Raw genomic sequence first — 26,372 nt, forward strand, 5'->3', positions numbered from 1 at the left:
GAACTCAATCAAATGCGCGTCGAATGGGCGCCCCGGAAATCGACACCGGGGCACGCTTTTCTTCCGCCAGGCACTCCCCCTCCCTTCCAGGCAGGGGGGCTCCCGGCTCCGGCCCCGGGCTCCCCTCGAACGGGAGCCCGGGACCGTCACCTCACGCCCGCGCCTCGGCCATGGAGGCGCTGGCCGTCTCCGGCACCGGCTCGTACGTCCCCAGGCGCATGCTGGCCTGGGCGCGTCCCTGCGTGCGGCCGCGCAGCGCCGTCACGTAGCCGAACAGGCGCGCCATGGGCACCCGCGCGGACACGCACCGCGCCGGGCCCTTCGCCTCCATCCCCAGCACCCGGCCCCGCCGCGACGCGAGGTCGCCCAGCACGTCGCCCAGGAAATCCTCCGGCGTCACCACCTCCACCTCCATCACCGGCTCCAGCCCTTGCACGCCCACACGGCGCGCGGCCTCCTGGAGCGCCAGGGAGCCCGCCACCATGAAGGCCTGCGGCGTCGAGTCCTTCACGTGCGTGTCCCCATCCACCAGCCGCACCTCCACGTCCACCAGCGGCACGCCCTCGCGCACGCCCCGCGCCATGGCCCCGGCCACGCCCTTTTCAATCGCGGGCACCAGTTCGCGGGGGATGGAGCCGCCCTTCGTGGCGTCCACGAAGACGAGCCCCGCCCCTCGCGGCGCCGGCCCCACGTCCAGCACCACCCGCGCGTACTGCCCGGGCCCGCCGGACTGGCGGACGTGGCGGTACTCCTGGCGCACCGCGCCCCGGAGCGTGTCGCGGTACGCCACCTTCGGCTGTCCCACGCGCGCCTCCACGCCGAACTCCGTCCTCAACCGGTCCACGACCACCTCCAGGTGCAGCTCACCCATGCCGGACAGCAGCACCTGGCCGCTCTCCGCGTCCACGCCCAGGCGCAGCGACGGGTCCTCCGCCGCCAGCCGTTGCAGGCCCTCCTCCAGCTTCGGCAGCTCCGCGGGCGAGCGCGCCTCCACGGCGAGCTGCACCACGGGCTCCATCACGTTCAACGCCTCCAGCACCACCGGGGCCTCCGGGTCGCACAGCGTGTCGCCCGTGCGCACGCCCTTGAGCCCCAGCGCCGCGCACAGGTCGCCCGCGTGCACCTCCGCCACCTCCTCGCGGCGGTTGGCGTGCATGAACATCAGGCGCCCCACCCGCTCCTTCCGTCCGGTGACGGGGTTGAGGAGGACGGTGCCCGCATGCAGCGTGCCGGAGTACACCCGCAGGAACACGATGCTCCCCACGGCCTTGTCGCTCATCAGCTTGAACGCCAGCGCCGTGGGCGGCCCCGAGTCCGACGCGGGACGGCGGACGTGCTCGCCGGTGCCCGGCACACAGCCCTCCACGGCGGGCAGGTCCGCGGGCGACGGCAGGTAGCTGACCACCGCATCCAAGAGCATCTGCACTCCCTTCTTCTTGAAGGCCGACCCGCACAGCACCGGCACCAGCGTCCGCGCGAGGGTGCCCGAGCGCAGCGCGCGCTCCAGGTCCTCCGCGGTGATGTCCTCCACCCGCCCGTCCACGAACTTCTCCAACACCGTCGCGTCCACGTCCGCGCAGACCTCGATGAGGCGCATGCGGTACGGCATCACCGCCTCCGCCAGCTCCGGCGGCACGGGCGCGTCGTCGTCGAAGCGGCCGTCGTCGCCCTGGAAGCGCACCATCCGCATGCGCACCAGGTCCACGAGCCCCTGGAAGTCCGCGCCGTCGCCCACGGGCCACTGCACGGCCACCGGGCGCACGCCCAGCCGGTCCACCATGGACTGCACGCTCCGGGCGAAGTCCGCGCCCACCTTGTCCATCTTGTTGATGAACGCGATGCGCGGCACGCCGTAGCGGTCCGCCTGACGCCACACCGTCTCCGACTGCGGCTCCACGCCCTGGCTGGCGTCGAACACCGCCACCGCGCCGTCCAGCACGCGCAGCGAGCGCTCCACCTCGATGGTGAAGTCCACGTGGCCCGGCGTGTCCAGGATGTTGATGCGGTGGGGCACGCCCGCCTCCCGCCCGCGCCGGGGCTGCCAGAAGGCCGTCGTCGCCGCGGAGGTGATGGTGATGCCGCGCTTCTTCTCCTGCTCCATCCAGTCCATCTCCGTGGAGCCCGTGTGCACCTCTCCCGTGGAGTGGATGCGGCCGGTGAAGAAGAGGACGCGCTCGGTGAGCGTCGTCTTGCCCGCGTCGATGTGGGCCATGATGCCGATGTTGCGATACCGCTCGATGCGCGTGGTGCGAGGCATGGAAGACTCCCGTTCCCGTCCGGGCAGCGAGGCCCGCGGGTGTGTATTGGATTGAAGCGCCGGTTGGATGAGAGGAATGGACCGGGGGCTGTCTTCAGGCGCGCACGCGCACACAGGGCCTACAGCGGCACGTCAGGCCGCCGCGGGAACGCGCGAGGACACACGAAGACACTCCCCGGGATGGGACGGGCGGAGACGGAGCTCACGGAGCACGGGCAACCAGCCACGCGCGCACCGGAGGACTCCGGTCCGCCTGCTCAAATGTCGAGCAGAACCTCGTGACGGAGGGCGAGGCGCACGTCCGCCGTCGGCGCGAAGGCGCTCAGGACAGGCAGGGCATGGAAGGAGACGGGCCTCATGACGGGATAGGAGTAAGACAGACATCCCGCGATGTCAACATCGGCACCCGGGAGCACCGGGGGCATGACTGGCCCGCCGTGCCGTGCGCGCCCACCCGGGCCCGGGGTGCAGCGCCCCCAGGCATGCGCAGCATTGGAGGGAGTGTCCAGAGAGAGGGAGACGCGCATGGCCATCATCCTGTTCACCATCATCGGCGGGCTCACGGGCCTGGCCTCGCGGCTCGTCCTGCCGGGACTGAGGCGGATGGGGCTCGTCTCCATGCTCCTCGTCAGCATCGTGGGCGGCGTCGTGGGAGGCATGTTCGCGGCCACCTTCAACGCGACCGGCCCCCTGTTCGTCCCCCGGCCCCACAACATCGTGGCCTCCGTGCTGGGCGCCATCATCGCCGTCGGCATCGTGTACGTCGTGGAGCGGCGGCAGACCGAAGTCTGACGCGGGCGCACAGCCCCGGCCTCCCCTGAGGAATCATCCCTCCAGGCGTCCCTCCGGAGGGTCCGGCACGAAAATGCGAGGGTCCCGGGAATATTGCCCCCGGGCCTCGTAATCGTGTCGGCTGGCGCGTTTCGCCCAGCCCCTGATTCCTCCCGAGGGGGCGTATGTCCACGTTTCACAAGAGCCTGCTGACGGCGTCCATGGCGCTCGTTGGCTTGAATGGGTGTGTCTACGGTTACATCTACGACTCGGCGACAGGCAGCGCCGTGGAGGGCGTGACGGTCCTCGTCGCCTCCGGCACCTGTTCCGGCACCGGCTGTGGCACCGGCACCCCGTACCAGACGACGGACTCCTCCGGCCTCTACGTCTTCGACGCGTACGGCAACCACAACGGCGAGGACCACGTCCAGCTCATCATGCCGGCGTCCGGCGAGGAGGCGCTGCGGCTCGTCTACTCCCGCGCGGGGTATCGCACCGTCACCGTCTACCACCGGCCCAAGTACGAGACGGTGACCCAGAACGGTAACGAGTACCAGGTCTCCGCCGTGCAGCCCGTCTACCTGTGCGCCCTCAACGCCGTGGACACGGACGGCGACGGCGTCTGCGACGCGGCCGAGGCCCGGTATGGCACCAACCCCAACAACTCCGACACGGACGGCGACCGCATCAGTGACTTCGCGGAGCTGTACGGCTACGGCGGCGTGGACCTGCGCTACTGGGGCGCCAACCCGCTCAAGAAGGACGTGTTCGTGGAGGTGGACTACTACGCGGACCGCAAGCCCACCCAGGGCGCGCTGGACCGCGTGACGACGGCCTTCGCCAACGCGCCGGTGTCCAACCCCAACGGCACCACGGGCATCGCGCTGCACCTGGTGCTGGACCAGCAGATCGCCGCCGCGGACGCCATCTCCAACCTGGACACGGGCTGGGTGGGCGTGGATTCCATCAAGGCCAAGTACTTCAAGTCGCGCCGGGCGCCCTTCTTCCACTACGCCCTGTTCGCGAACACCTACGGCACGACGAGCTCCAGCGGGCTGTCGCGCGGCATCCCCGGCCATGACCTCATCGTGACGCTGGGCGCCTGGTCTCCGGCGGGCGGCACGGAGCTGCAGCAGGCCGGCACGCTCATGCACGAGCTGGGGCACAACATCGGCCTGCAGCACGGCGGCAACGACAGTGACAACTACAAGCCCAACTACCTGAGCGTGATGAACTACGAGTATCAGACGTTCGGCCTGCGCATCGACGGCGTGGACAACGTGCTGGACTACTCGCGCGTCCGCGTCGCCGCCGTCAGTGAGACGTCCGTCAACGAGGCGTCCGCCTTCGCGCCCGTCGCCCCCACCACGGAGGCGGACCTGGCCCACATCGGCGTGCGCGTCAACGGCGTGCAGCGCGCCGGCACCGCGAGCGCGAACCTGGACATCAACGGCGATGGCATCATCCAGACCGCGTCCTACGCCTACAACTTCAACCGCGACAGCGACAGCGTGGACTACTACCCGGTGTCGCAGAATGACTGGCTGGCCCTGGTGTACGACGGCGCCGGGCAGATTGGCGACGGCTGGCTGGGCACCACGCAGGGCCTGAGCCGCCAGCAGCCCTTCTTCGTCGTCCCGGAGAAGACGGACTCCTGCCTCACGCAGCAGATGCTCCTCAACCGGTAGTCCCCGGCCCTCCTGCCTGGAGGGTCATCCCCCGCCGGGTTCCTCGCCACGAGGGACCCGGCGGTCTTTTCCGGGCCCCACGCCCGCGTAGACTCCGGCGCATGCCGCATGTCGCCCTCGTGGGGTACGGACGTTTTGGACGCGCGTTGGGAACGCTGCTGGAGGCGGTGGGCGTGGAGCACCGCGCACTGGATCCGGTGGCGGACATCCCGGAGCCGCTGCGCGCGCGTTCGATGCCGGAGCTGCTGGAGGGAGCCGAGCTGGTGGTGGTGGCGGTGCCGGTGCCACGGATGCGGGACGTGCTGCGGTCACTGCGGCCCTTCCTCACGCCGGAGCACTTGGTGCTGGACGTGGGCAGCGTGAAGGTGAAGCCCGTGGAGGCGCTGACGGAGGTGCTGGGCGCGCAGGTGCCCTGGGTGGGGACGCATCCGCTCTTTGGCCCCCTGAGCCTGGCCATGGCCGAGCGCCCCATGCGCGTCGTGCTCTGCCCCAACCCGCGGCATCCGGAGGCGGCCTCGCGCGCCCGGCGGTTCTACGAGGGGCTCGGCTGCGAGGTGATTGAGCAGACGCCGGAGGGCCATGACCAGGTGATGGCGCGCACGCACGCGCTCACGTTCTTCGTGGCCAAGGGCATGGTGGATTCGGGCGCGGCGGCGGACGTGCCCTTCGCGCCGGCGAGCTTCAAGGCGCTGTCGCGCACCATCGAGACGGTGCGCGCGGACGCGGGCCACCTCTTCAATGCCATCCAGCAGGAGAACCCCTTCGCCACGGAGGCACGCGGGCGGCTGCTCGCGGCGCTCCAGGGCATCCACCGCGACCTGGACGTGCTCCCCGCCGTGACACCGGAGCCCGGGGCCGCGGGCCTCGCCGTGTCCGGCCTGGAGCCGGGAGTCCCAGAGCCTCGCGAGCCGCGCGAGCACATCGATGCGCTCGACCGGGAGCTGGTGGAGCTGCTCGCCCGCCGGGAGGAGCTGGTCCGCCGTCAGCGCCGCGCCCAGGCCCCCGGGAATGAGCCCGCGCGCACGGAGGCGCTGCTCGCCGTGCGCCGCGCATGGGCCCGGGAGCTGGGCCTGGACGCGCAGGAGGTCGAGGCCGTCTTCCGCGTCGTGCTGGGCAGCGGCCTGCGATGACGCGGCGCTAGAGGTATTCGTCCAGCCAGTCGAACATCCGGTGGTTGGCGACGGCCTGCGCGCCCTCCTGGCAGTGCAGGAGCCCCGTGTCCTCGGCGGTGAAGAGCATGTAGTCCTTCGGGCACTCCAGCGCGTCGAAGAGGAGCCGGGCCTGCCCCTGGGAGAAGGCCTCGCCCGTGCCGTCCATCACCAGCGTGCGGCAGCGGATGCGGTGGACGATGGGCTCGTTGTTGTAGCGACGCAGCTCGAAGAGGAGCGCGGACGGCGTGCTCACGCCGTGTTTGAACATCGCGTCCTTCATGTACCAGCGATACAGGAACACCTGCGCCATCAGCTGGCCCATGGCCGCGTCGAAGGCCTGGGGGTCGCTGTCCAGGAGCGGCATCACCTCCGGGAAGTAGGTGTTGAACTGCTCGAACGAGGAGTCGCCCCAGTTCAGGACGCCGGGGTTGGGGATGAGGATCTTGATGCGCCGCTCGAACGCGGCCGCGCGCGGCACCAGCGCGCCGCCCATGCTCCAGCCCAACAGCGCGATGCGCCGCGAGTCCACGCCCGCGATGCACAGCGCGAAGTCCACCACCGGCTTGATGACCTGCTCCCAGTCATGGCGGAACGGCAGCCCCTGCTCGCGGATGGCCATTCCCTGGCCGGGCGCGTGCACGATGAGGCAGTGGTAGCCTCGCTCGAGCGCCGCGTCGATGACGTACTTGGACTCCTCCGGCCACGCGTCGCGGCCCTGCTGGAAGATGAGCAGCGGGGCGATGCCCCGGGCGCTCGGGGCGCGGAAGAAGTAGCCCGGCAGCGTGGTGCGCTCGTACGGGATGCGCACGGGCGTGCCCGGAATCTTCAGCAGCGAGAGCGCCTTGTTGTAGGCATCCACCGCCTTGCGCCCGGTGGCCACCACGCTCGGATGGGTGGGTTCGGGGTGGTGGATGAGCGCGGCGCGGTAGTAGTTGGCGGCGCGCAGGTAGGCGTTGCCCGCGCTGATGGAGTGGCGGCGTGACAGGCTCACGTCCCCCATGACGCGGATGCGGTCGGCGGTGCGGACCCATTCGTTGGGCCAGCTCCAGTCATCCCCCGCGACGATGCGGGTCGCCGTGTCCAGCACCTCGCCGATGTCCGACTGGGCGCTGTAGGCCGCGGCCAGGAAGTGCAGGAACTGGCTCTCCATGATGGGGTCCGCCAGCAGCCCCAGCTCCCACCAGGGCCGCGGCTCCTCGGCGGTGGGCGCGGCCGTGGACGGCCTTGAGCTCGCGGCGGCGGGAGCGCCCCGGAGGAGCGCGAGCCCCCCGGTCAGCCCCAGGCTGGCTTGGATGAGGGAGCGACGGTCCAGTGTGATGCCCATGGTGGCCTCCAGCGAAGCGGGTGCTGGCGGCTGGAACACCGGAGGCCTTCGCCTCTGTCACCCGCCTCTTGTCACCGCGTGGCCACCAGGGCGAACACGCGGTGGGGCACGGCGAACGGCGCGTCCGGGAAGCGCCCGTCGAGCAGCTTCGCGTGCGCGGCGTCGAACCGGGCGACCTCATCCGGTGAGAGCACCGGGCCCACCTTGGCGCTGGCGCGCACCCGCCCCCTCCAGGCCTCGCGGGAGTAGTGGACGGCGCTGTCGAAGGTGAAGGACTCCAGGCCGGTGAAGCCCGCCATGGCGACATCCTGGAACCAGCGGGGATAGACCCCGGCGTCGTGCCCGAATTCGACGTAGGGCGCGACCTGAGAGGGATTGAAGGTGTCGATGAGGGTGTGGACGACCTGCACGATGTTTCCCGGCAAAGGCAGCCAGTCGAAGTGCGCGATGACCAGCCGTCCTCCCGGCGTCAGCACCCGGTATGCCTCCCGGGCCGCGGCTGCGCGGTCGAACCAATGCCAGCACGTGCCCGCGGTGACGAGCCCGAAGGACTCCGAGGGAAGGCCGGTCCGCTCCGCGGGCGCCACCCGGAAGTCGATGGACAGCCCCTCTTCGGCGGAGAGCCGCCGGGCCGACTCCACCATGGACTCCGAGAGGTCGAGCGCAGTGACTTCGCCCCCGCGCTTCGCCAGCCCCCGCGCGAGCGTGCCCGTGCCCGCCCCCACGTCGAGGACGCGCTGCCCGGGATGGAAGATGCCTTCCCGAAGGAGCCGCTCGAAGAAGGCCTCTGGAAAGCCGGCGCGGTGCCGGGCGTAGTCGTCCGACGTGCGGCCAAAGTCCACCTGCATGGCATGTCCTCCCGTGTCTGGGGCTCCACGCGTCCATGAGGAAAGACACGTCGACAGCGGCGCTCCGCCGCGCCGACACTCTCCTTCCAGGAGGCGGGTGGAGCATGGATAGACGCCGGGGTGGACGCGCTCAATCTCGATTCGACCATCGACCTGAGCGGGAGGAGGCCCTGATGTCGGCGCGCGAGGCGGCGGCGCTGCTCGGCGTCAAGCGCGCGACGCTCTACACCTACGTGAGCCGGGGACTGGTGCGGTGCGTGCCGGTGCAGGGGACGAAGGAGAACCGCTACGCCCGCGCGGACCTGGAGCGGCTGAAGGTCCGCCACGACGCGCGAGCGGGACACGCGGCGGTGGCGGCGGGAGCGCTGCGCTGGGGCGAGCCCGTCATCGACTCCGCCGTGTCGCGCGTGGAGGCGCAAGGCCTGGCGTACCGGGGACGCCACTCCGCGGTGGAGCTGGCGACACAGGGGCGCTCCTTCGAGGACGTGGCGGAGCTCCTGTGGTCTGGCGTGCTGCCGCGGCGCGAGGGCATGAAGTGGCGCGCGCCGCGACCGCCCTTCCCGCCTTCCGCCCTGGAGTCGCTCCTCCCCAGGACCACGCCGCCCGCGGAGGTGCTGGCGACAGTGGTGTCGCTCCTGGGAGCGAGGGATCCGGTGCGCAGCGCCGCGCCACCGGACCAGGAGCTCGAGCGGGCCCGGGACCTGCTGCGGCATCTGTCCGCCTGGGTGTGCGGAGCCCGGACGCCGGAGCGCGTGGGGCTCGCCTTGCGTGAGCGCACGGTGGCGGACTCGCTGGCGCGCGCGTGGGATGCCCGTTCGCCTCGCGCACCCGCGCTGCTGAACCAGGCGCTGGTGCTCTGCGCGGACCACGAGCTGAACGTGTCGACGTTCGCCGCGCGGGTGACGGCGTCCTCTGGAGCGGACCTGTACGCGTGCGTGGGCGCGGCGATGGCGGCGCTCTCCGGGCCGAAGCATGGCGGCGCATGCGACCGCGTGGAGACGCTCCTCGCGGAGGTGGGCCGGCCAGAGCGCGCGAAGGAGGTGGTGGCCGCGTACCTCCACCGCGGCGAATCCGTGCCGGGCTTCGGCCACCGGCTGTATCCGAAGGGAGATCCCCGCACGCCCTCGCTCATCCAGGCCGCGCGCGAGCTCCGCCCGAAGGCGCGCACGGTCCGCGTGGCCTCCGCGCTGGTGGAGGTGATGCGCGACGCGGGGCAGCCCGCGCCATCCATGGAAGTGGGGCTGGTGATGCTGGCGGAGGCGCTGGGGCTGCCGAAGGGCGCCGCGTCCGCGGTGTTCGCGGTGGGGCGCTCGGCGGGCTGGGTGGCCCACGTGCTGGAGCAGCGGGAGCAGGGCCATCTGCTGCGACCCAGGGCTCGCTACGTCGGTCCCTCTTCACCGCCCCACGCCGGGACGCATTGAAGTCAGCAGTTGGGATTCAGTTGGGATTCAGGATGGGCATGGCGCTGTTGGTGGACCCAATGCGTTTCTTCACCCCCTTCTGGAGCCACCACTGCATGAAGAAGACCGCCCTGCTGACCTGCTTGCTCGGATTGCTGGGGGCCCTTCCGGCCAGCGCCGCTGAACTCAAGGACGTGTTCGGCAAGGCGGTCCCCATCGGGCAGGGCCGCCCCACCCTCGTGCTGTACGCCAACAAGGGCACCCGGGAGGAGCTGCGCCAGAAGGCCTCCCAGTTCATCTATGACGTGCGCGACAAGAAGCCCATCGTCGTCATCCACGTGGATCTGCGCGACGTCCCGGGCCTCTTCAAGGGCATGGCGCGCGGGGAGATCCGCAAGAGCCGTGACGAGTCGCTCGACGCCATGAAGGACCTGTACCGGCAGAAGGGCGAAGCGCCGCCCCCGGAGCTGGAGTCGTCCCTCTACCTGGTCGCGGATTCCAAGGGGGAACCCCACGAGGCCATGGGCCTTGAGAAGGGGTTCGACCACGTGTTCGCCCAGGTGCTCGGCACCTCCGGCCAGGAGCTCGCACGGGGCGCCTTCTCGTCCGCGGCCCGGCAGCTCAGCCAGGCGATGACCGCGGCCCCCACCTTCGCGTCCCGCCAGCGCTAACGTCACCCCCCCCACGATTTCACGTGGCGTGCCTCCCGCACACCTGCGCCGCGCGTGGGTGGACGGCAGGGAATGAAAGCTTTTACCATTCTGGCGCTCCAGTCATCGCTCACCAGGAATCCTTGCTGACGCATGGGATTCAAATGATGAGCGGTGACGGAGTGTCAGGTTCATTTCCCCGAGACACCCCACATGTTCAAGTTCAAGACGTGCAGCCTTGCCGTGATGGCCCTGGTGTTCGCCGCGTGCGGTCCCGCGCCGGAAGCGAAGGAGCCGGCTCCCGCTGGCGGCGATGTCGCCCGGGTCCAGTCCGAGGTGACGAAGGCCATCCCGGGCACGACGTGCGTGGTCGAGGCCACGAATCCCTACACGTATGACGTGGGCGGTCCCATCAGCGCCCAGGCCTCCGCCTGGGATTGCGACCAGGACTACCCCATCATCTACATCTGCTCCATCGTGGAGAAGAAGTCGGTGAGCAGCACGGGCGCGGTCACCTGGACGGCCCTGCCGGGCAGCCGCAGCTGCTGGCCGGAGACGAACACGGACTTCGGTGGCCAGACGGCGAACCCCACGCCGTATGCCGCGGGCGTCTACCGTCAGCGCTCGCAGGCGGCCATCAAGCTCAACGCCACCACGTGGACCCCGGCACAGCCGTCCAGCTGCACCACGCTCTCCAGCGACATCCCCTGCGAGTTCACCGAGGTGGTGTCCGGAAACGTGACGCTGTAACGCACACCGCCGTGACGTGAAACACCACGGACCCCAGGTGCAAAAAAGGGAGGCGTTGCCTGGTCTGACGCCTCCCTTTCCACCTGGAGTCTTCCGTGCACATTGAATCCTCTCGCGGCACCCGGTCCTCGAAGGTCGTGACGTTCCTCCGCATCCCGGTGCTGGTCGCCGTGGGCCTGGTGACCATGGGCAGCGGCATGGTGAGCCCGGGCTGTGGAGGGAGCAGCACGCATCCCGACGGTGAGGACGGCTGCGCCATCTCGGGCACCTATGCGGTCCAGCTCGCGGACACATCGCCCCCAGGTGAGGGGTGTGAGGCATTGGGAGAGCGCCTGCCCACGGGTCCCCTCGTGTTGAACCTGTCCGCCGGCAGCTACGTCACGGGGAAGTTTGGCGACGACTCCCTGTCGACCGACTACTACGGCGAGCCCTTCCGGGAGCTCGAGTTCGGCACCATGCGGAACCTGTCCGAGCAGGTCCAGCGCACCTTCAGCATCGAGGCGACGGTGCGCGCGCCGGCGCCCCGAACGGACACCGATGCATCGACCCTCGAGGGCCGGTACGAGGCGAAGCTCACCTCCGTGGACGGCGGCAGCGTGAAGTGCCTCATCCAGCGGGACTTCACCGCGACGCGGTAGGGGTTGCTCCAGGCGGGGCACCGAGCCGCACTCGGGGTGCGGTAGGGTCTGGGGCCATGCGTACTCCCCTCATGGCCTCACTGTTGTTCTGGATGCTGTCCTCGCCGGCCAGGGCTGCTGTCCCCACCGGCTTCGTGGAAACGAGCTATTCGTCCAGCAGCCTGACGCAGGCCACCGGCATGGCGTGGGCTCCGGATGGTTCAGGGCGGCTGTTCGTCACGCTGAAGACTGGCGTCGTGCGGACGGTGGCCATGAAGAACGGAGTGCTGGAGACGCAGCCCGGCACCTCCACGCTGGTGACGCGCACGTTCGCCACGGAGCCGGCGGTCCATACCAACAGCGAGTGTGGCCTCATCGGCATCGCGTTCGACCCGAACTACGTGGTCAACCGGTACGTCTACTTCTTCGTCACCGTCTCCGCTTCCGAGCAGCGCATCGTCCGGTACACGGACGCCAATGGCACAGGCATCGCGCGCACGGAGGTCGTCACGAAGCTGCCCACGGCGGGCAACAACCACGACGGCGGCGGGCTGGGCTTCGGTCCGGACGGCAAGCTCTATTGGTCCATTGGCGACCTGGGCAACGGCACCGGCGTGGACAATGACCTGACGTCCCTGGCGGCCAAGGTGGGCCGCGCCAACCTGGACGGCACACCCGTCAATGACAACCCGTTCAACGACGGCGTGGGGCCGAACAACGAATACATCTGGGCACGCGGCTTCCGCAATCCGTTCACCTTCACGTTCCAGCCTGTCAACGGCCGGCTGTGGGTCAACAGCGTGGGCACGGGCTACGAGCAGGTCTTCGTCGTGAACCGGCGCAGCCACGCCGGCTACGACGACTACGAGAACAACCAGCCCGTCACCAACGACTACATCACCCCGGTGGTCAAGTACCGCACCAACTCCATCGATACTCGCAACCTCACCACCTCGGGCGCGGTGAGAAGCGGGGGCGTCACCACGTTCACCACCACGGCGCCGCATGGCTTCCGCAAGGGGGAGAAGCTCACGCTCGAAGGTGTGAGGGGCGACGCGAGCTTCAACGGCGAGTTCTACGTCGCCAGCGCCGACAACGCGCCCACCGCCACCACCTTCACCGTGGCCCAGCCGGGCCTGCCGGACGCGGCCGGCGGCGGGGGCAGCGCGACGACACAGGCGCTGGGCGGCTCCCTCACCGGCGGCACCTTCTACGACGCCACCCTCTTTCCGCCGGAGTACCGCGGCAACTACTTCTTCGGCGACTACAACAGCGCCCAGCTGACGCGCGTCACGCTGGCGGCGGACGACTCGGTGGCGACGGTGGACGAGTGGGGGACGGGCTTCGCCTCCAACGTGGACCTGAGCGTGGGGCCGGACGGCGCGCTCTACACCATCGGGGTCACCGGCGGCGTGGTGCGCCGGGTGATGCCGGCGACCTCCGCCCAGAAGCTGGTCGTGAGCGGACTCAACCTGCGCGTGATGGAAGGCGGCCGCGCGGCCTTCACCGTGCGGCTGGCCCAGGCGCCTGGCGCGCCCGTGACGGTGCGACTGGCGCGGGCCCTGGGCGGCTCTGAGGACCTGCGGCTGGTGGGCGGTGACACGCTGACCTTCACGCCGGAGAACTGGAGCGTGCCCCAGGTCGTGATGCTGGAGGCGGTGGAGGACGCGGACGCGGACGCGGACATTGCCACCTTCACCATGTCCTCGGCGGGCCTGGCGGACGAGGCGGTGGTGGCCACCACCATCGACAACAACTCACCGCGGCTGGTGCTGTCCACCACCCGGCTCGCCGTGCCCGAGGGCGGCACCGCCAGCTTCTCCGTGTCCCTGTCGCTGCGGCCGTCGTCGACCGTCACCGTCACGGTGGCGCCCACGCAAGGGGACCCGGACATCACCGTGGCGTCCGAGTCCACGCTCACGTTCACGACGTCCAACTGGAACACGCCGAAGACGGTCACGCTCCAGGCCGCGCAGGACGCGGACAACGTGGACGGCGTCACGACCCTCACGCTGGCCATGCCGGGGCTGGACGCGCGCACGCTGGAGGCCGTGGAGGTGGATGACGAACCGCTCCCTCCCTCCATCACCTCCACGCCCGTCACCACCGCCGTGGTGGGCGCCGCCTACCGCTACGACGTGGATGCGGCGGGCCGTCCGCAGCCCACCTTCTCGCTGGAGGGCACGGTTCCGCAGGGGATGAGCATCGACGCGGCCACCGGCCTCATCACCTGGACGCCCTCTGCGGCGGGCACCGTGGACGTGCGCGTGCGGGCGGCCAACGGCGTGTCGCCGGACGCGGAGCAGACCTTCACCCTCACCACGAAGGCGGATGAAGCGCCCAGGGCCATCCTCATCCGACCCACCCGGGGCGAGCGCGTGTCCGGCCCCACGGCGGAGTTCTTCGGCGACTGCGTGGACGACGTGGGCTGCACCCGCGCCGAGTTCTACGTCGACGGCACACGGGTCTCCACGGACGCCCGCACGGACACCCGCTTCTACTTCGGGGGCGAGCCGGGCCGCTGGGACACCATGGGCCTGGCGCCGGGCCCGCACACCGTGCGCTTCGTGGTGGTGGACACGCGAGGCGCCACCGGAGAGGCCTCGGCGACGGTCTGTGTCGGGGATGGACGCTGCGAGACGGGTGAGCCGGATGCCGGCACGGGCACCCCGGACGCGGGCACGGGCAAGCCCCTGCCCGAGGAGGACTCCGGCTGCGGCTGCGGCGCGGCCCCCGTGGCTCCGCTCGCGTGGCTGGCGCTCGTCGCGCTGGCCACCCGCCGCAAGCGGTCGCGCGTGAGCTGAAGCCTTCGTGCTCGACATGAACGGGCGGCGCCCCGGGTGGACGCCGTCCCGTTCCCGTGTGTCCGGAAGCGGGATGCGGAGTCCCAGCAGCGGTCAGGGGGTGACGGCATTCCGCCGGCCCGTCGGCTGGGAGTCGCTGTCCGGCCCCCGTGGCATGGGCCATGCTCACCCACGTCCGACATGGCTCCCCTCCTCCAGGACCTCTCGCTGGCGCTGCGGCGGCTGCGGCGCGATCCGCTCTTCACCCTCGTGGCGGTGGCCACGCTGGCGCTGGGCCTTGGCGCCAACGTCGCCATCTTCAGCGTGGTGCATGCGGTGCTGCTGCGGCCGTTGCCCATGCGCGATGACGCGCGGCTCGTGCGGCTGTTCAGCGTGGGCCGGCAGGGGCCGGGGCCGACCTCGCCGCCAGACCTGCTGGACCTGCGCGAGCAGACGCGGGCCTTCGAGGGGCTCGTCGGCGTGGCGCCCGCGAGGGTGACGCTCGGGGCGGATGGCGCCGAGCCCTCGCCCATGAAGGTGCAGACCGCGATCGTGACGGCGGACTTCTTCCAGGTGCTGGGGCCCCGCGCGCAGTTGGGCCGGGCGCTCCAGCCCGGGGATGACGCGCCGGGAGCCCCCCAGGTGGCGGTGTTGTCACATGCGCTGTGGCAGCGCCGCTTTGGCGGCAGCCCCGACGTGCTGGGCCGCGCGGTGAACCTCGGCGGCCCGCTGCCGTGGACGGTAGTGGGGGTGATGGAGCCGGGCTTCGACTTCCCCTCGCATGCGGAGCTGTGGACGCCCATGGTCCGGGACGAGTCCATGACGAAGCCGGAGGCGCGAGGCGCGCACTGGCTGGAGGTGTATGGGCGGCTGGGGCCCGGGGTGAGCCTCGCGCGGGCGCGGGCTGACGCGTCGGCGGTGGCGCGGAGCCTGGCGGCGAGGTACCCGGCGACGAACGCGGGCATGGGCGCGAGCGTGGAGTCCCTTCGCGACGTGCTGCTGGGCCAGGTGCGTCCCTCGTTGTGGCTGTTGCTGGGCGCGGTGGGGCTGGTGCTGCTCATGGCGTGCGCCAACCTCATGCATCTCCTGCTGGCGCGGGCCGCGTCGCGCGAGGGCGAGACGTCCATACGGCTCGCGCTGGGTGCCAGCCGTGGGCGCATCGCGCGGGAGCTGCTGGTGGAGAGCGCGCTCCTGTCGGCGCTGGGAGGTGTCACCGGACTGCTCGCGGCGCTGTGGGCGCTGGATGCGCTGGCGGCGTTCGGGCCCCAGGACATTCCGCGCATCGACGAGGTGTCACTCGACGGCGCGGTGCTGGCGTTCACGGCGGGCCTGTCTGTCTTCACCACGCTCCTCTTCGGCCTGGTGCCGGCGTGGCAGACGTCGCGGGTGGAGCTGGCGCGCGTGCTGCGGACCGTGGGCGAGGGCGCGGGCGGAGCCGCGCACCATCATCGCACCCGCGCGGCGCTCATCGTGGCGGAGACAGCGCTGGCGGTGTTGCTGCTGGTGAGCGCGGGCCTGCTCTTGCGCAGCTTCGTGCACTTGCGGCGGGTGGACCCGGGCTTCCAGCCGGAGGGCGTGCTGACCGTGAAGCTCGACCTGCCGCCCTACCGGTATGCCATCGGGAGCGCGGCGCCGGCAGCCTTCTATGACGGACTGCTCGAACGGCTGCGGGCCCTGCCGGGGGTGAGCACCGCGGGCGCGGTGAATGCCCTGCCGCTGGAGGGGAAGCGGTGGACGCTCGCGGTGCGCGACCCTCGGCGGCCGGTGGCGCCGGGCACGGAGGCCTGGCAGGCCAGCATCCGCATCGTCACGCCGGGGGCGTTGGAGGCGCTGCGAGTGCCCGTGCTTCGTGGCCGGGGGCTGCTTCCGGAGGACCGGGGCGCGGGTGGGCGCGCGGTGTTGATCAACGCTGAGGCGGCGCGCCGCTTCTGGCCAGGAGAGGACCCGCTGGGCCGCGGCCTGGAAACGGACATGGACCTGGGCAACGGCGCCTTCGGAGGCCGCGTGGTGGGCGTGGTGGAGAACCTGGCCGCGGAGGGGTTGGCCGCGCCCGCCGCGCCGGAGGTGTACGTGCCCTATGAGCAGGCGCGGAGCACGGAGATGACGCTGGTGCTCCGCACTTCGGGGGAGCCGCTCGGGCTGGCGCAGGCGGTGCGAGCGGAGGTGCGGGGATTGGACGCGAACCTGGCGGTGGGCAGCGTGCGGACGCTGTCGTCGGTGGTGGATGGAACGGTGGCGCCGCTGCGTTTCTACCTCCTGCTGGCGAGCCTCTTCGCGGGGGTGGCGCTGGTGCTGGCGGCGGTGGGGCTCTACGGAGTGGTGGCCTACGCGGTGGTGCAGCGCACCCGCGAGCTGGGCATCCGCATGGCATTGGGCGCGCGCGCGGAGCAGTTGCTGGGCATGGTGTTGAGCCAGTACTTGAGGCTCACGGCGGTGGGGCTGGTGTTGGGGTTGGGGCTCGCATGGGGAGCCAGCCGTGCGCTGTCCCACCTGCTGAACGGAGTGGGGCCCACGGATCCGCTCACGTATGGTTTGGTGGTGACGGTGCTCGGCGCCGTGGCGTTCCTCGCGGCACTGCTGCCCGCGCGAAGGGCCGCGCACGTGCCCCCCGCGGTCGTGCTCCGGGCGGAGTGAACGCTGGAGCACGACTGACGGTTGCGAACTCACGCGGGCGCCCCGCTATCCTGAGGGAGCAATGCTTGCTCTCCCACTCAAGCTCCAACGCCTGATTGTCCCAAGGGAACGGCGTTACGCATGGCAGCGAATCTGCACCGTCATGGCCATGCTGGTCCTGGGATGCGCGGGCCCAGGCTCTACTACCTGCGCTCTGAACTGCCCATCTTGGAAGGGCGGTTCGACCTCGCGGTAGCTCCGGGGCCCTGGCCGCACCAGGACATTCCGACCGTCGTCGCGGACACGGACACGATCCCGGATGGCACCGCTCCGCGCCCCCCCGTCATCGCGGAGGGAATTGAGTGGCCTGACGACCTGCGCCCCCTGGCGACGTTGGACGGCCCTGCGATTCTCGCCGCCCATGCAGCCCTGCAGCGCCTGCTGGCGAGTTTTCCCAAGGAGTATGCAAAGGACTGCTCATATACCGCCAAGGCCATGGAGGTCTCCGTCGCCCAGCACGGCGGCTTGTATTTCGTGGAGATCAATCGACGCGTCGAGAAGTGCGGCTGGGCGGCCCCTGGATTCAATCCCTCCGCGCACTGGTACGAGCTGTATGCCGTGTCGCCGGACGGGAAGGTCCTGGCGCGGTACCCCTACGCTCCTTGAGAACCCGCCCGATGTGCTCATACGCGCTTCATTCCAACACCCCGCCCTGCCCTCGCGCAGCGTGAGACGCTACGGAGCGAGCCGCTTGAAGAAGAGGACCGTGGGGTGCAGCTCGCCGTCCGTGTGCCGCGCCCAATCGGGAATCTCTCCCGCGCGCTGCCACTGGCAATGCCGGTAGACCGCCTCCGCCTTCGAGCCCGCCAGCGTGTCGAGCACCAGCAGGGTGCGCCCCGCGCTCCGGGCGTACTGCTCGACCTCCTGGAGCAGCCGCGACGCGAGCCCCTGTCCCCGGGCTCGCGAATGCACGAGCAGCTTCTGCACCTCCGCGCGGTGCAGCCCGTTGGGACGCAGGGACGGCGCGAGCTGCACGGTGCCGTCGATGCGCCCGTCCACCTCCGCGACCCAGAGCACCAGCCCCGGGCCCAGCGCCGCGAGCACGCCCCGCCAGTACCCCGCCGCTGCCTCCGGTGAGAGCGGCGGCAGGAACCCCACCGACGCGCCTCCGTCCACGGAGTCGATGAGCAGCTCGGCCAGCGCCTGCTGCTCCTCGGGGGTCGCCTGTTCGAGTCTCCGGATGGAAATCATCTCCACCAGTCTAGCGGCTCACGGCGTGGTGGGCTTGGGCGGCTTCGGAGCGGGAGTGACACGCGCGCCGGTGAAGCGCAGCAGCTCGTCCATGAGCTGCCGGCGGCCCCGCTCCGGCCGCTCCAGGTGCACGAAGTGCGTCGCTCCCGGGAGCACCACGGCCTTCACGCCGGCCGCGTGGACCAGGTGCTCCTGGAGGCGCGTGACATCCTCCGGCCGGCTCCAGAAGTCGTTCTCCGCGCGCAGGATGAGCACCTTCGCCGTGATGGACGCGCCATCCCAGAGCTGCCGGCCCGCCGCCAGGTAGAAGCTGTCCTCCAACGCTCCGGTCGGCGCCCGGAAGGCGAAGGGCGTGCGAGAAGGCCCCAGCGGATCACTCTCGACCGCCTCGCGCTGGAACGATGCCGCCACCTCCGGGTCGCGCCACTTCGCCCGCTCCGCCTCCTCCGCCGGCAACTGCCGGTCCCACACCGCCATCAGCGACGCGCCCGTGTTCCACCGGTAGGCGCCCATGCCCTCCGCGTTGAACTGCCCCGGCCGCTTCGGATCCTCGAAGTCCGTGCCCCGCCCCAGCATCTTGTGCTCCGCGCTGCCCGCGTAGAGCGCGTTGAGCATCACCAGGTGGCTGACGTTGTCCGGATGGAGGCTGGCGTACATGCCCGCCCAGTGCCCACCCGTGGCCCACCCCACGAGCCCCACGCGGCGCTGGCCCGTGCGCGCCTTCACCCAGGCCACCACCGCGTGCACGTCCTGCACGACCTCGTGCGAGCCCACCAGCGGCCGGCCCTTCGCGGGCGTACTCATCGCCAGGGGCCGCGTGGAGCCGCCATAGCCGCGCGCGTCCATGAGGTACACGACGTGCCCCGCGCGAGCGAGCTCCGCCGCGATGGAGCCGCCCTCCACCGGCAGGTCGAACGAGGCCCGTCCCGGCACCCGCGCGCCGTGCAGGAGGATGAGCGGCGGGAGGTTCGCCACCTGCATGCCGGTGTCCTTCAGCTCGCGGACGGACACCTCAACGCCCTCCTCCGACGGCACCAGGAACTCCGCGCGCGTCACCTCCGCCCGCGCGCCGGCCCCGAACAACACGCCCACCAGCACCAGGGTCCGGACCACGGCCGTGCCTTCGCGATGCATGCCCACCTTGCCCTTCCAATCCAGGAGTCACCCGCGATCCTGCCAGGGCCCGCGCACCGACACACGTGCCACCATGCAACCCTTGCCGTCCGCGCAAGCCTTGCCAGCCCCATGCTCCGAAAACACGCAAGGTTTGCCGTCCTCGACGCCCGCACCTGGAGGACGCGGCGCTGGCATCCGCGTTGCTCATGGACCGCCCGTTCCTGCTGACAAAGCGCCCGGGATGCCCCCCGGACCGCGGAACGCAACGCCGGCATTCCCTGAACGACGAACGGAGAAGCGACATGCACTCGAATCACTTCGCGCGAAAGCTGTTCCTGGCGGCGCCCCTTTGCCTCTTCGCGGTGGGTTGCGGCGGCGACCCGATGATGGACGAAGCCACTGCGGCCGAGACCGGCACCGAGGCCCCGGCCTCGTCCGCCCCGGAGGACGCATCGCTCGCGACCAGCGAGCAGGCTGTCAGCCTCGGCGGAACCTATTGGTGGGGCACCACCGCCAACGGCCTGGTCTCCACCTCCATCGGGACCGTCACCAACCGGACCTGCTTCCTGAGGGGCGTGCAGGGCAACCTGAAGGGAACCAGTTGGGCCAGCGCGGGCGTGTTCCAGTACGGCAACGACTGGGAGATCTTCGTCCATCACAACAACAGCAAGGCCCTGAGCGTGGGCGTCCAGTGCATCAACACCGCCGCCAACCGGACCCCGGTGATGTCCTGGTTCGACGGCCAGGCGGCGACGCTGCTCGGCGCGGTCACCGCCTCGCGCCGCTGCTTCCTCATGGAGGTGACGGCCGCGGGCGGCTTCGCGGCCAACTCCGACTACGCCCGCGTCTGGAATGACGGCTACAACTGGTACCTGGGCGGCAACCTGGGCGCTGCCGGCGGCGCGTACGCGGCCTGCGTGGACGTGCCCACGGAAGTGGCCGGAGGGTTGAAGACCGCCGGCAACCCGGGCACCTTCACATACAGCCTGGCCTACGATCCGGGCGGCGTCGCGTGCCTGCTGACCGGCGTCGGCGGCAACTTCAGCACCAGCGATTTCAACGACGGCGTGTCCATCGACTACAACAGCGGCATCCGCACGTGGGAGATGACCGTCAGCAACGGCAAGCGCGGCTGGTACAACTGCGTCAATTAGTCCGCGCAAGTGTCCGTTTCGCACGGAGAGGAGGCGCCCGTCGCGAAACGGATGGTGCATCGCCCGCGCGTGTGGTGTCTCTTCCGGCACGGGCGAATGCACCGCCCTCCCTGGAGGTCACCCCGCCATGCAGGACGTCGACATCAAGACCGCGGATGGAGTGATGGACGCGAAGCTGTTCCAGCCGGAGGGCTCGGGACCGTGGCCGGCGGTCATCATGATTCCGGATGCCTTTGGCATCCGGCCCGTCTTCGAGGACATGGCCCGGCGCCTGTCGAAGTCCGGCTACGTCGTGCTGATGCCCAACGTGTTCTATCGCGATGGCCACACCTCGAAGCTGGACCTCCAGGGGAGCTCCTTCGCGGACGACACGTTCCGCAAGCGGCTCTACGGCCTCATCGGCGGGCTGACGCCGGAGCGGCTGAAGCAGGACGCGGGCGCGGAGCTGGACTTCCTCGCGCGGCAGCCTTTCGTGAAGGGCCCGAAGGCGGGCGTGGCCGGCTACTGCTTCAGCGGCGGCATCGCCGTGCGCATGGCCTCGGACTTCCCGGACCGCATCGGCGCGGTGGCCTCCTCCCACGGCGGCCGCCTGGCCACGGACGCGCCTGACAGCCCCCACCGCCTCCTCGGCAAGGTGAAGGCCGAGCTGTACTTCGGCCACGCGGACCAGGACAACTCCATGCCCGCGGACGCCATCCGCACGCTGGAGGCGGCGCTGAAGGACGCGGGCTTGAAGTACCGCTCGGAGCTCTACCCCGGCGCGCACCACGGCTACACCGTCCCGGGCTCGCCCACGTACAACGCGGAGGCCGCGGAGACGCACTGGAAGCGGCTCGAGGACCTGTTCGGCCGCACGCTGAAGGCCTGAGCCAACGCCCGATGTCCGACGTGCGGCAGCGGGTGTTCTCCATCTTCGGCGGCTCGGTGGGAAACCTCATCGAGTGGTACGACTTCTACGTCTACTCGGCGTTCTCGCTGTACTTCGCACATTCGTTCTTCCCGGACGCGGACCCGCTGGTCCAGCAGCTCAACACCGCCGGCGTCTTCGCGCTGGGCTTCCTCATCCGGCCGGTGGGCGGCTGGTTGATGGGGCTCTACGCGGACCTCCACGGCCGCAGGTCCGCGCTCACGCTGTCCGTCACGCTGATGTGCCTGGGCTCGCTGGTCATCGCCGCGTGCCCCACGTACGCGCGCATCGGCGTGATGGCGCCCGTCGTGCTGATGCTCGCGCGGCTGCTCCAGGGCCTGTCCCTGGGCGGCGAGTACGGCACCAGCGCCACCTACCTGAGCGAGGTCGCCACCTCCCGCCACCGGGGCTTCTACAGCTCGTTCCAGTACGTCACGCTCATCCTGGGGCAACTGCTCGCCACGCTGACGCTGCTGGTGTTGCAGCGGCTGCTGCTGACGGGCCCGCAGCTGGAGGCCTGGGGCTGGCGCATCCCGTTTGGCATTGGCGCAGGCCTGGCCATCCTCGGCTTCTACCTGCGGCGCCACATGGTGGAGACGGAGGCCTTCACCCGCGAGGCCGCGAAGCCGTCCGAGCACCACCCCATGCGCGAGCTCTTGCGCCACCCGAAGGAGATCGCCGTCGTGGTGGGGCTCACCATGGGCGGGACGCTGGCCTTCTACACGTACACCGTCTACATGCAGAAGTTCCTGGTGAACTCCGTGGGGCTGACGCGGGACGAGTCCACGCTCATCTCCGCGAGCTCGCTGTTCCTCTACATGCTGCTGCAGCCGGTGCTGGGCTTCGTCTCCGACAAGGTGGGGCGCAGGCCGGTGCTGATGGGGTTCGGCATCCTGGGGACGCTGTTCACGGTGCCGCTGCTCACCGCGCTGACGCGGACGAAGGACGCCTTCACCGCGTTCATGCTGGTGCTCGCGGCGCTGGTCATCCTCTCCGGGTACACGTCCATCAACGCCGTGGTGAAGGCGGAGCTGTTCCCCGCGCGCATCCGAGCCCTGGGCGTGGGGCTGCCCTATGCGCTGACGGTGTCGCTCTTTGGCGGCACCGCGGAGTACGTGGGCACGCGCCTGAAGCTGGCCGGGCACGAGCCGTGGTTCTTCTGGTACGTCACGGCCTGCATCTTCTGCTCGCTGCTCGTCTACACGGTCATGCCGGACACCCGGCGCCACAGCCGCATCGACGCGGCCTCCTGATTCGACTCGTGGGAATGACGGTCCTTGGCGGGGCGTGCTAGACGCGCGCGCCCATGACGGCTCAACTCCTGACGCTTCCCCTGCTGCTGTGCCTGGGCCAGGCTCCTGAACCCCCGCCCACCGAACCACCCTTGCAGGCGCGCCTGTCCTTCCAGGCCGCCGACGAGAACATCGATGCCGAAGGCTCGGGCACCTCCTTCCACGCGGCGCTGGAAGGTCATACGCCGGAGCTTGCATCGGGCCTGCGCGCGGAGGCCACGCTGTCATTCTTCCTCTCCACACCGAACACCCAGGGCCTCGTCTTGCAGGACTTCGGCAGCAACCTGCGGCTGCGCTACCGGCCCTCGGGCTGGGAGCCCGGAGAGGGGCTCCTCCTGGCGGTCCACCCCCTGCGGACGGACCGCCTCTACATGGGCTTCACCTGGCCGGTCACCTGGGAACGCCAGGCCTTCCCCCGCCGCTCCGTGGGCGCGACCGGGAGCGAGTCCGCGCTGGAATTGCGCCTGTCCCGGCGGCATTGGGATGCCTTCGTGGCGCTCAAGTCCGCCAACGTGCTCAATGACCTGAGCCTGGAGGTCTCACGGCGTTATGCCCTGCTCGCGGGCGGCTTCGTGGACGTCACGCCCGAGCTGCGGCTGGCCGCGAAGGGCACCGCGTTCAACCGGGGCCAGTTCCCCTCCGCCGCGACTGTCGGCTTCGACCTGCACGCCCCCGTGTACGGAGCGTCACTGGGCGCGGTCTGGCACCGGGGCGCGGCCGTGGGGAACAACGTGGACCTCGCGCTGTACCAGGGCGACCCGACCTTCTTCGAGCGCTTCTTCCAGCCGGAGGCCTACACGGGAGGCTTCGGCGCGTCGGTGTCGCTGGAGGGCAGCCTCGTGTCCCAGGGACTGCTGAATCCAGATGTCTTCATGGAACGCACCATGCAGACGGGGGGCGCCGGAGCCCTGGAGGCGCGGGTGAAGCAGGGCTTCTGGCGCGCGCATGCGCTGGCCTATGTCCGCACGCTCTCCTTCATCCAGGTGGACGTGCCCGGGTTCCCTCCGGACCGGGACTTCCCGAGCGACTCGGAGACGCGCGCGGAGATGTCCGGCTCGCTGAGCAGTGACTACCACCTCCAGGACTGGGGACTGACGCCCGGGCTGCTCGTGCGCGTCACCCGCCCCGCCTCGCTCCGGAGCACGCCCCTGCTCAGACCGGGCCGCAACTACACCATCGTGGTCAAGGGGCCCAACATGGTCACCCTCCTGCCTGAAGACGACGACCCCGGGCTGGTGGTGACAGTGAAGGCCACGGCCCGCTGGGACCTGGGAGCCATCGCGGGCGTGCTGGCGGAGGTCTCCTACACGCACGACCCGAACCGGACCCGCTTCGAGGATGACGTCACGGGCATCGCCGCCCCCGTCTTCCAGCCCGCGAACGTCGTGGGCGTCAACGTGCTGCTCCAGGCGCGCTTCTGACGGGGGAGTCTGGACGGGGTGATTGGCGTCCGCGCGCGGCCGGGTGCGAGGATGGCGCTCCGCCCACCATGCGCCCTGCTCCCGTCCAGCCCCTCCCCGAGGCCGTCGTCACCGAGGCCCCTGTCGTCCCGCTCGTCCAGCCCGCCGCCCGGCTCATGGCCCATGCGGCGGCGTGGCTGATGCTGGTGGGCCTGCTCACCGGCGGCTACGTCTCCGCGGCGATGACGGGGAAGGTGCCCGCGGATCCGCACATGGCGCTCGCCGCGCACCTGAACGCGCTGATGGGCACGTTCTTCCTCCTCGGCGTCGCGTGGACGCTGCCCATGCTGCGCTATGGCCCCGTGGGACAGCGGCGGCTGGCCTGGGCGGTCATCGTGGCCAACTGGGCCAACTGGGGCATCACCTGCGTGAAGGCGTGGCTGCGCGTGTCCGGCGTGGACCTCATCGGGCAGCCCACCAACGACGCGGTGTTCGGCGCGCTCACCGTGTCGGTGGTGCTCCCCGCGCTCATCGCCGCCGGCGCGTGGGTGTATGGCTTCCGCCGCGCGGGAGCGCGCTGACGTCAGAACGCAGTGCGGGTGAGCGTGATGTCCGCGTTCGCCCAGGCCTTCTCGAAGCGCTCGCGCGCGTCAGCGGCATCCGCCGTGCGGCCCTGTCCCTTCAGCGCCTGGGTGAGCCCGAAGAGGGCCCAACCGTTGCCCGGGTTGCGGCGCAGGTCCTCCCGGTAGACAGCCTCCGCGGCCTTGTACTGCTTCGCGTCCAGGAGCGCCGCGCCCTGGTAATGGCGCACGGGATAGAACCAGTCGCCTGGCTCTGAATAGGCCAGCCCGTCCGCGGCGCGCACCGCGTCCTCCCAACGCATCAGTGCGTCGGAGCGCCCCTGCCGCTCGGCGATGGAGGCGTCGAGCACACGCGCCGCCACGTCCAGCACGTCCTTCGCCGGGTTGTTGCCGGCGGTCAGGGTGTCGGGGACGCTCGCGGTCAGCTCCACGAGCTTCGCGTGCTCAGCGCGGGCCTCCTTGAAGCGGCCCTTCGCGGCGAGCGCCAGCCCGTGCGCGTGCAACCACATCCCCGTCAGCACCGGGTACTTCGGATCCGGCCGGGGCTCCGCCAGCAGCGCGTCGTAGCGCCCGAAGCGCACCATCGCGAGCAGGGGTTCGGAGGCGAAGAAGTCCATGCCCGGCATCACCGTCAGCATCTCCGGTGACAGGAGCTTCGCGGACTCGCGCGCGGCGCGGATGGACTCCTCCGCGCGCCCTTCCATGGACGAGGAGTACGACAGGAAGCCCCAGTCGTGCGCGAGGTACATGGGGTAATACCCGATGGGCTCCACCTCGCGCAGATAGGCATTGTCCGCCTGGATGGCGCGGCGGTTGCTCTCCGAGGCGTCCTCGTACCGGCCCACCCGCTGGTAGATGTGCGCCGGCATGTGCTCGAGGTGACCGGCGCCAGGCATCAATCCTGGCAACCGCTCCGCGGAGCGCAACGCGCGCTCGGGATGGTCCGAGGCCTCGACGGCATGGATGTAATAGTGATTGGCGCCCGGGTGGTCCGGAGCGCGGGCGAGCACCGCCTCCAGCCGTGAGACGATCTCCTCCGTCCCCGGCTCCGGCTTGCCCCCCAGCGTCCACAGCTTCCAGGGGTGGAGGTCCATCAGGGACTCGGCGAAGAGCACCTGCGCATCCAGGTCATCCGGAAAGCGCTTCGCCACGTCGCGCATGGCATCGGCATACGCCTGCGAGAACGGCTGCATCTGTTCGGGTGTGCGAGGCTCCGGCCCGCCGTAGCGCCTGGACAGCGCGCCGATGAGCGCCTGCTCCGTGGGGGTCACTGAGGGGGCGAGCGCCTGGGCCCGTCGCAGGGCATCCCAAGCGGTCGCGGCGCGGTCCGGCAACATGGGCACGTTGTAGTTGGGCCCCAACACCAGCGCGACGCCCCAGAAGCAGCTGGCGCACGAGGGATCCAACTGCGCGGCGCGGGCGAACGAGCGAGCGGCCTCGTCGTGGTTGAAGGCATAGGTGAGCCGCATGCCCTGGTCGAAGTAGGCCTGCGCCTCGGGAGACTGGGTCGTCACCTTCCGCTGGAAGGTCCCCAGGTTGTCGAAGAGCACGGCCCCCTGCGCGAGCGACGTCAGGCTCGAGAACGCCGACGGTTTGCCGGGCGGCGCCTCATGCACGGCCGCGGCCGCTTCCGGCGGGCCGCGCCCCTGTGCTCCGGCATGAGTCGCCGAAGCCAGCAAGGGCAGAATAAGGATGACGAGGAATCGCGCGCGCATCGGGCCCCCACGGACCTGCGGTCCAAAGGCAACGGTGGGGGGTGCTCGCGAGCGTGACAATCCAGAGCAGGAAGGGTGTCAAACCTGGCGGTGACACCTCTGCC

The 26,372-nt window shown here is 70.5% G+C and carries 21 protein-coding genes; 15 read left to right on the top strand and 6 right to left on the bottom strand.

The genetic code is table 11. The features are described from left to right. Positions 1-151 precede the first annotated feature (151 nt). Positions 152-2,257, bottom strand: coding sequence for an elongation factor G (gene fusA / locus KYK13_RS28600; RefSeq protein ID WP_223635928.1), 2,106 nt, complete (start codon positions 2,255-2,257; stop codon positions 152-154). Between the two features lie 525 nt (positions 2,258-2,782). On the opposite strand from fusA, the gene KYK13_RS28605 reads away from it, so the two are divergent. The 3 genes from KYK13_RS28605 to KYK13_RS28615 all read left to right on the top strand — a co-directional run bounded on the left by KYK13_RS28605 (position 2,783) and on the right by KYK13_RS28615 (position 5,846). Next, the gene (locus KYK13_RS28605) at positions 2,783-3,049 is read left to right on the top strand and encodes a GlsB/YeaQ/YmgE family stress response membrane protein (protein WP_223635931.1); all 267 of its coding nucleotides are present in this window, start codon (positions 2,783-2,785) and stop codon (positions 3,047-3,049) included. A gap of 164 nt (positions 3,050-3,213) precedes the next feature. Beyond that, positions 3,214-4,716 carry a hypothetical protein gene (locus tag KYK13_RS28610; RefSeq protein ID WP_223635934.1) on the top strand — a complete coding sequence of 501 codons (1,503 nt, stop codon included), beginning with the start codon at positions 3,214-3,216 and terminating at the stop codon, positions 4,714-4,716. Between the two features lie 101 nt (positions 4,717-4,817). Continuing rightward, on the top strand, positions 4,818-5,846 hold the full coding sequence (locus tag KYK13_RS28615; protein WP_223635937.1) for a prephenate dehydrogenase/arogenate dehydrogenase family protein: 1,029 nt from the start codon (positions 4,818-4,820) through the stop codon (positions 5,844-5,846). Positions 5,847-5,853: 7 nt separating this feature from the next. On the opposite strand, the gene KYK13_RS28620 is transcribed toward KYK13_RS28615, so the two are convergent. Together KYK13_RS28620 and KYK13_RS28625 are read right to left on the bottom strand one after the other, a co-directional pair. Beyond that, complete coding sequence (locus KYK13_RS28620; protein WP_223635940.1) at positions 5,854-7,191, bottom strand: S9 family peptidase; 1,338 nt, start codon at positions 7,189-7,191, stop codon at positions 5,854-5,856. A gap of 71 nt (positions 7,192-7,262) precedes the next feature. Continuing rightward, on the bottom strand, positions 7,263-8,039 hold the full coding sequence (locus tag KYK13_RS28625) for a class I SAM-dependent methyltransferase (protein ID WP_223635942.1): 777 nt from the start codon (positions 8,037-8,039) through the stop codon (positions 7,263-7,265). Between the two features lie 173 nt (positions 8,040-8,212). Between KYK13_RS28625 and KYK13_RS28630 the strand changes: the two genes are divergently transcribed. The 7 genes from KYK13_RS28630 (at position 8,213) to KYK13_RS28660 (ending at position 17,518) form a co-directional block, all read left to right on the top strand. Continuing rightward, positions 8,213-9,460, top strand: a complete 1,248-nt coding sequence (locus KYK13_RS28630) for a citrate synthase family protein (protein ID WP_255654027.1) — start codon at positions 8,213-8,215, stop codon at positions 9,458-9,460. Between the two features lie 95 nt (positions 9,461-9,555). Further along, positions 9,556-10,110: a hypothetical protein gene (locus KYK13_RS28635; RefSeq protein WP_223635949.1), complete on the top strand. Its 555-nt coding sequence runs from the start codon at positions 9,556-9,558 to the stop codon at positions 10,108-10,110. A gap of 192 nt (positions 10,111-10,302) precedes the next feature. Then, positions 10,303-10,839, top strand: coding sequence for a hypothetical protein (locus KYK13_RS28640; RefSeq protein WP_223635952.1), 537 nt, complete (start codon positions 10,303-10,305; stop codon positions 10,837-10,839). Between the two features lie 95 nt (positions 10,840-10,934). After that, positions 10,935-11,477, top strand: coding sequence for a hypothetical protein (locus KYK13_RS28645; RefSeq protein WP_223635956.1), 543 nt, complete (start codon positions 10,935-10,937; stop codon positions 11,475-11,477). A 56-nt stretch (positions 11,478-11,533) separates the two neighbouring features. Further along, the gene (locus tag KYK13_RS28650; protein WP_223635960.1) at positions 11,534-14,260 is read left to right on the top strand and encodes a PQQ-dependent sugar dehydrogenase; all 2,727 of its coding nucleotides are present in this window, start codon (positions 11,534-11,536) and stop codon (positions 14,258-14,260) included. Between the two features lie 180 nt (positions 14,261-14,440). Beyond that, complete coding sequence (locus tag KYK13_RS28655; protein WP_223635962.1) at positions 14,441-16,873, top strand: ABC transporter permease; 2,433 nt, start codon at positions 14,441-14,443, stop codon at positions 16,871-16,873. 120 nt (positions 16,874-16,993) lie between these two features. After that, positions 16,994-17,518, top strand: a complete 525-nt coding sequence (locus KYK13_RS28660) for a hypothetical protein (RefSeq protein ID WP_223635965.1) — start codon at positions 16,994-16,996, stop codon at positions 17,516-17,518. Positions 17,519-17,587: 69 nt separating this feature from the next. Here the strand turns inward: KYK13_RS28660 and KYK13_RS28665 are convergent, their stop codons facing one another. After that, positions 17,588-18,103, bottom strand: a complete 516-nt coding sequence (locus KYK13_RS28665; RefSeq protein ID WP_223635968.1) for a GNAT family N-acetyltransferase — start codon at positions 18,101-18,103, stop codon at positions 17,588-17,590. 18 nt (positions 18,104-18,121) lie between these two features. Continuing rightward, a complete protein-coding gene (locus KYK13_RS28670) occupies positions 18,122-19,237 on the bottom strand; it encodes an alpha/beta fold hydrolase (RefSeq protein WP_223635972.1) in 1,116 nt (371 codons plus the stop codon). A gap of 284 nt (positions 19,238-19,521) precedes the next feature. On the opposite strand from KYK13_RS28670, the gene KYK13_RS28675 reads away from it, so the two are divergent. The 5 genes from KYK13_RS28675 (at position 19,522) to KYK13_RS28695 (ending at position 24,553) form a co-directional block, all read left to right on the top strand. Beyond that, positions 19,522-20,373, top strand: a complete 852-nt coding sequence (locus KYK13_RS28675) for a hypothetical protein (protein ID WP_223635976.1) — start codon at positions 19,522-19,524, stop codon at positions 20,371-20,373. A 127-nt stretch (positions 20,374-20,500) separates the two neighbouring features. Continuing rightward, the gene (locus tag KYK13_RS28680; RefSeq protein ID WP_223635979.1) at positions 20,501-21,241 is read left to right on the top strand and encodes a dienelactone hydrolase family protein; all 741 of its coding nucleotides are present in this window, start codon (positions 20,501-20,503) and stop codon (positions 21,239-21,241) included. Between the two features lie 11 nt (positions 21,242-21,252). Further along, positions 21,253-22,533 carry an MFS transporter gene (locus KYK13_RS28685; RefSeq protein ID WP_223635982.1) on the top strand — a complete coding sequence of 427 codons (1,281 nt, stop codon included), beginning with the start codon at positions 21,253-21,255 and terminating at the stop codon, positions 22,531-22,533. A gap of 53 nt (positions 22,534-22,586) precedes the next feature. Beyond that, entirely contained in the window at positions 22,587-23,993 is a 1,407-nt protein-coding gene (locus tag KYK13_RS28690) for a hypothetical protein (RefSeq protein ID WP_223635985.1), read from the top strand. 68 nt (positions 23,994-24,061) lie between these two features. Next, entirely contained in the window at positions 24,062-24,553 is a 492-nt protein-coding gene (locus tag KYK13_RS28695; protein WP_223635988.1) for a hypothetical protein, read from the top strand. A 2-nt stretch (positions 24,554-24,555) separates the two neighbouring features. Here the strand turns inward: KYK13_RS28695 and KYK13_RS28700 are convergent, their stop codons facing one another. Next, entirely contained in the window at positions 24,556-26,169 is a 1,614-nt protein-coding gene (locus KYK13_RS28700; RefSeq protein ID WP_223635991.1) for a hypothetical protein, read from the bottom strand. Positions 26,170-26,372 lie beyond the last annotated feature (203 nt).

The organism is Corallococcus sp. EGB, from assembly GCF_019968905.1.
Taxonomy (GTDB): Bacteria; Myxococcota; Myxococcia; order Myxococcales; family Myxococcaceae; genus Corallococcus.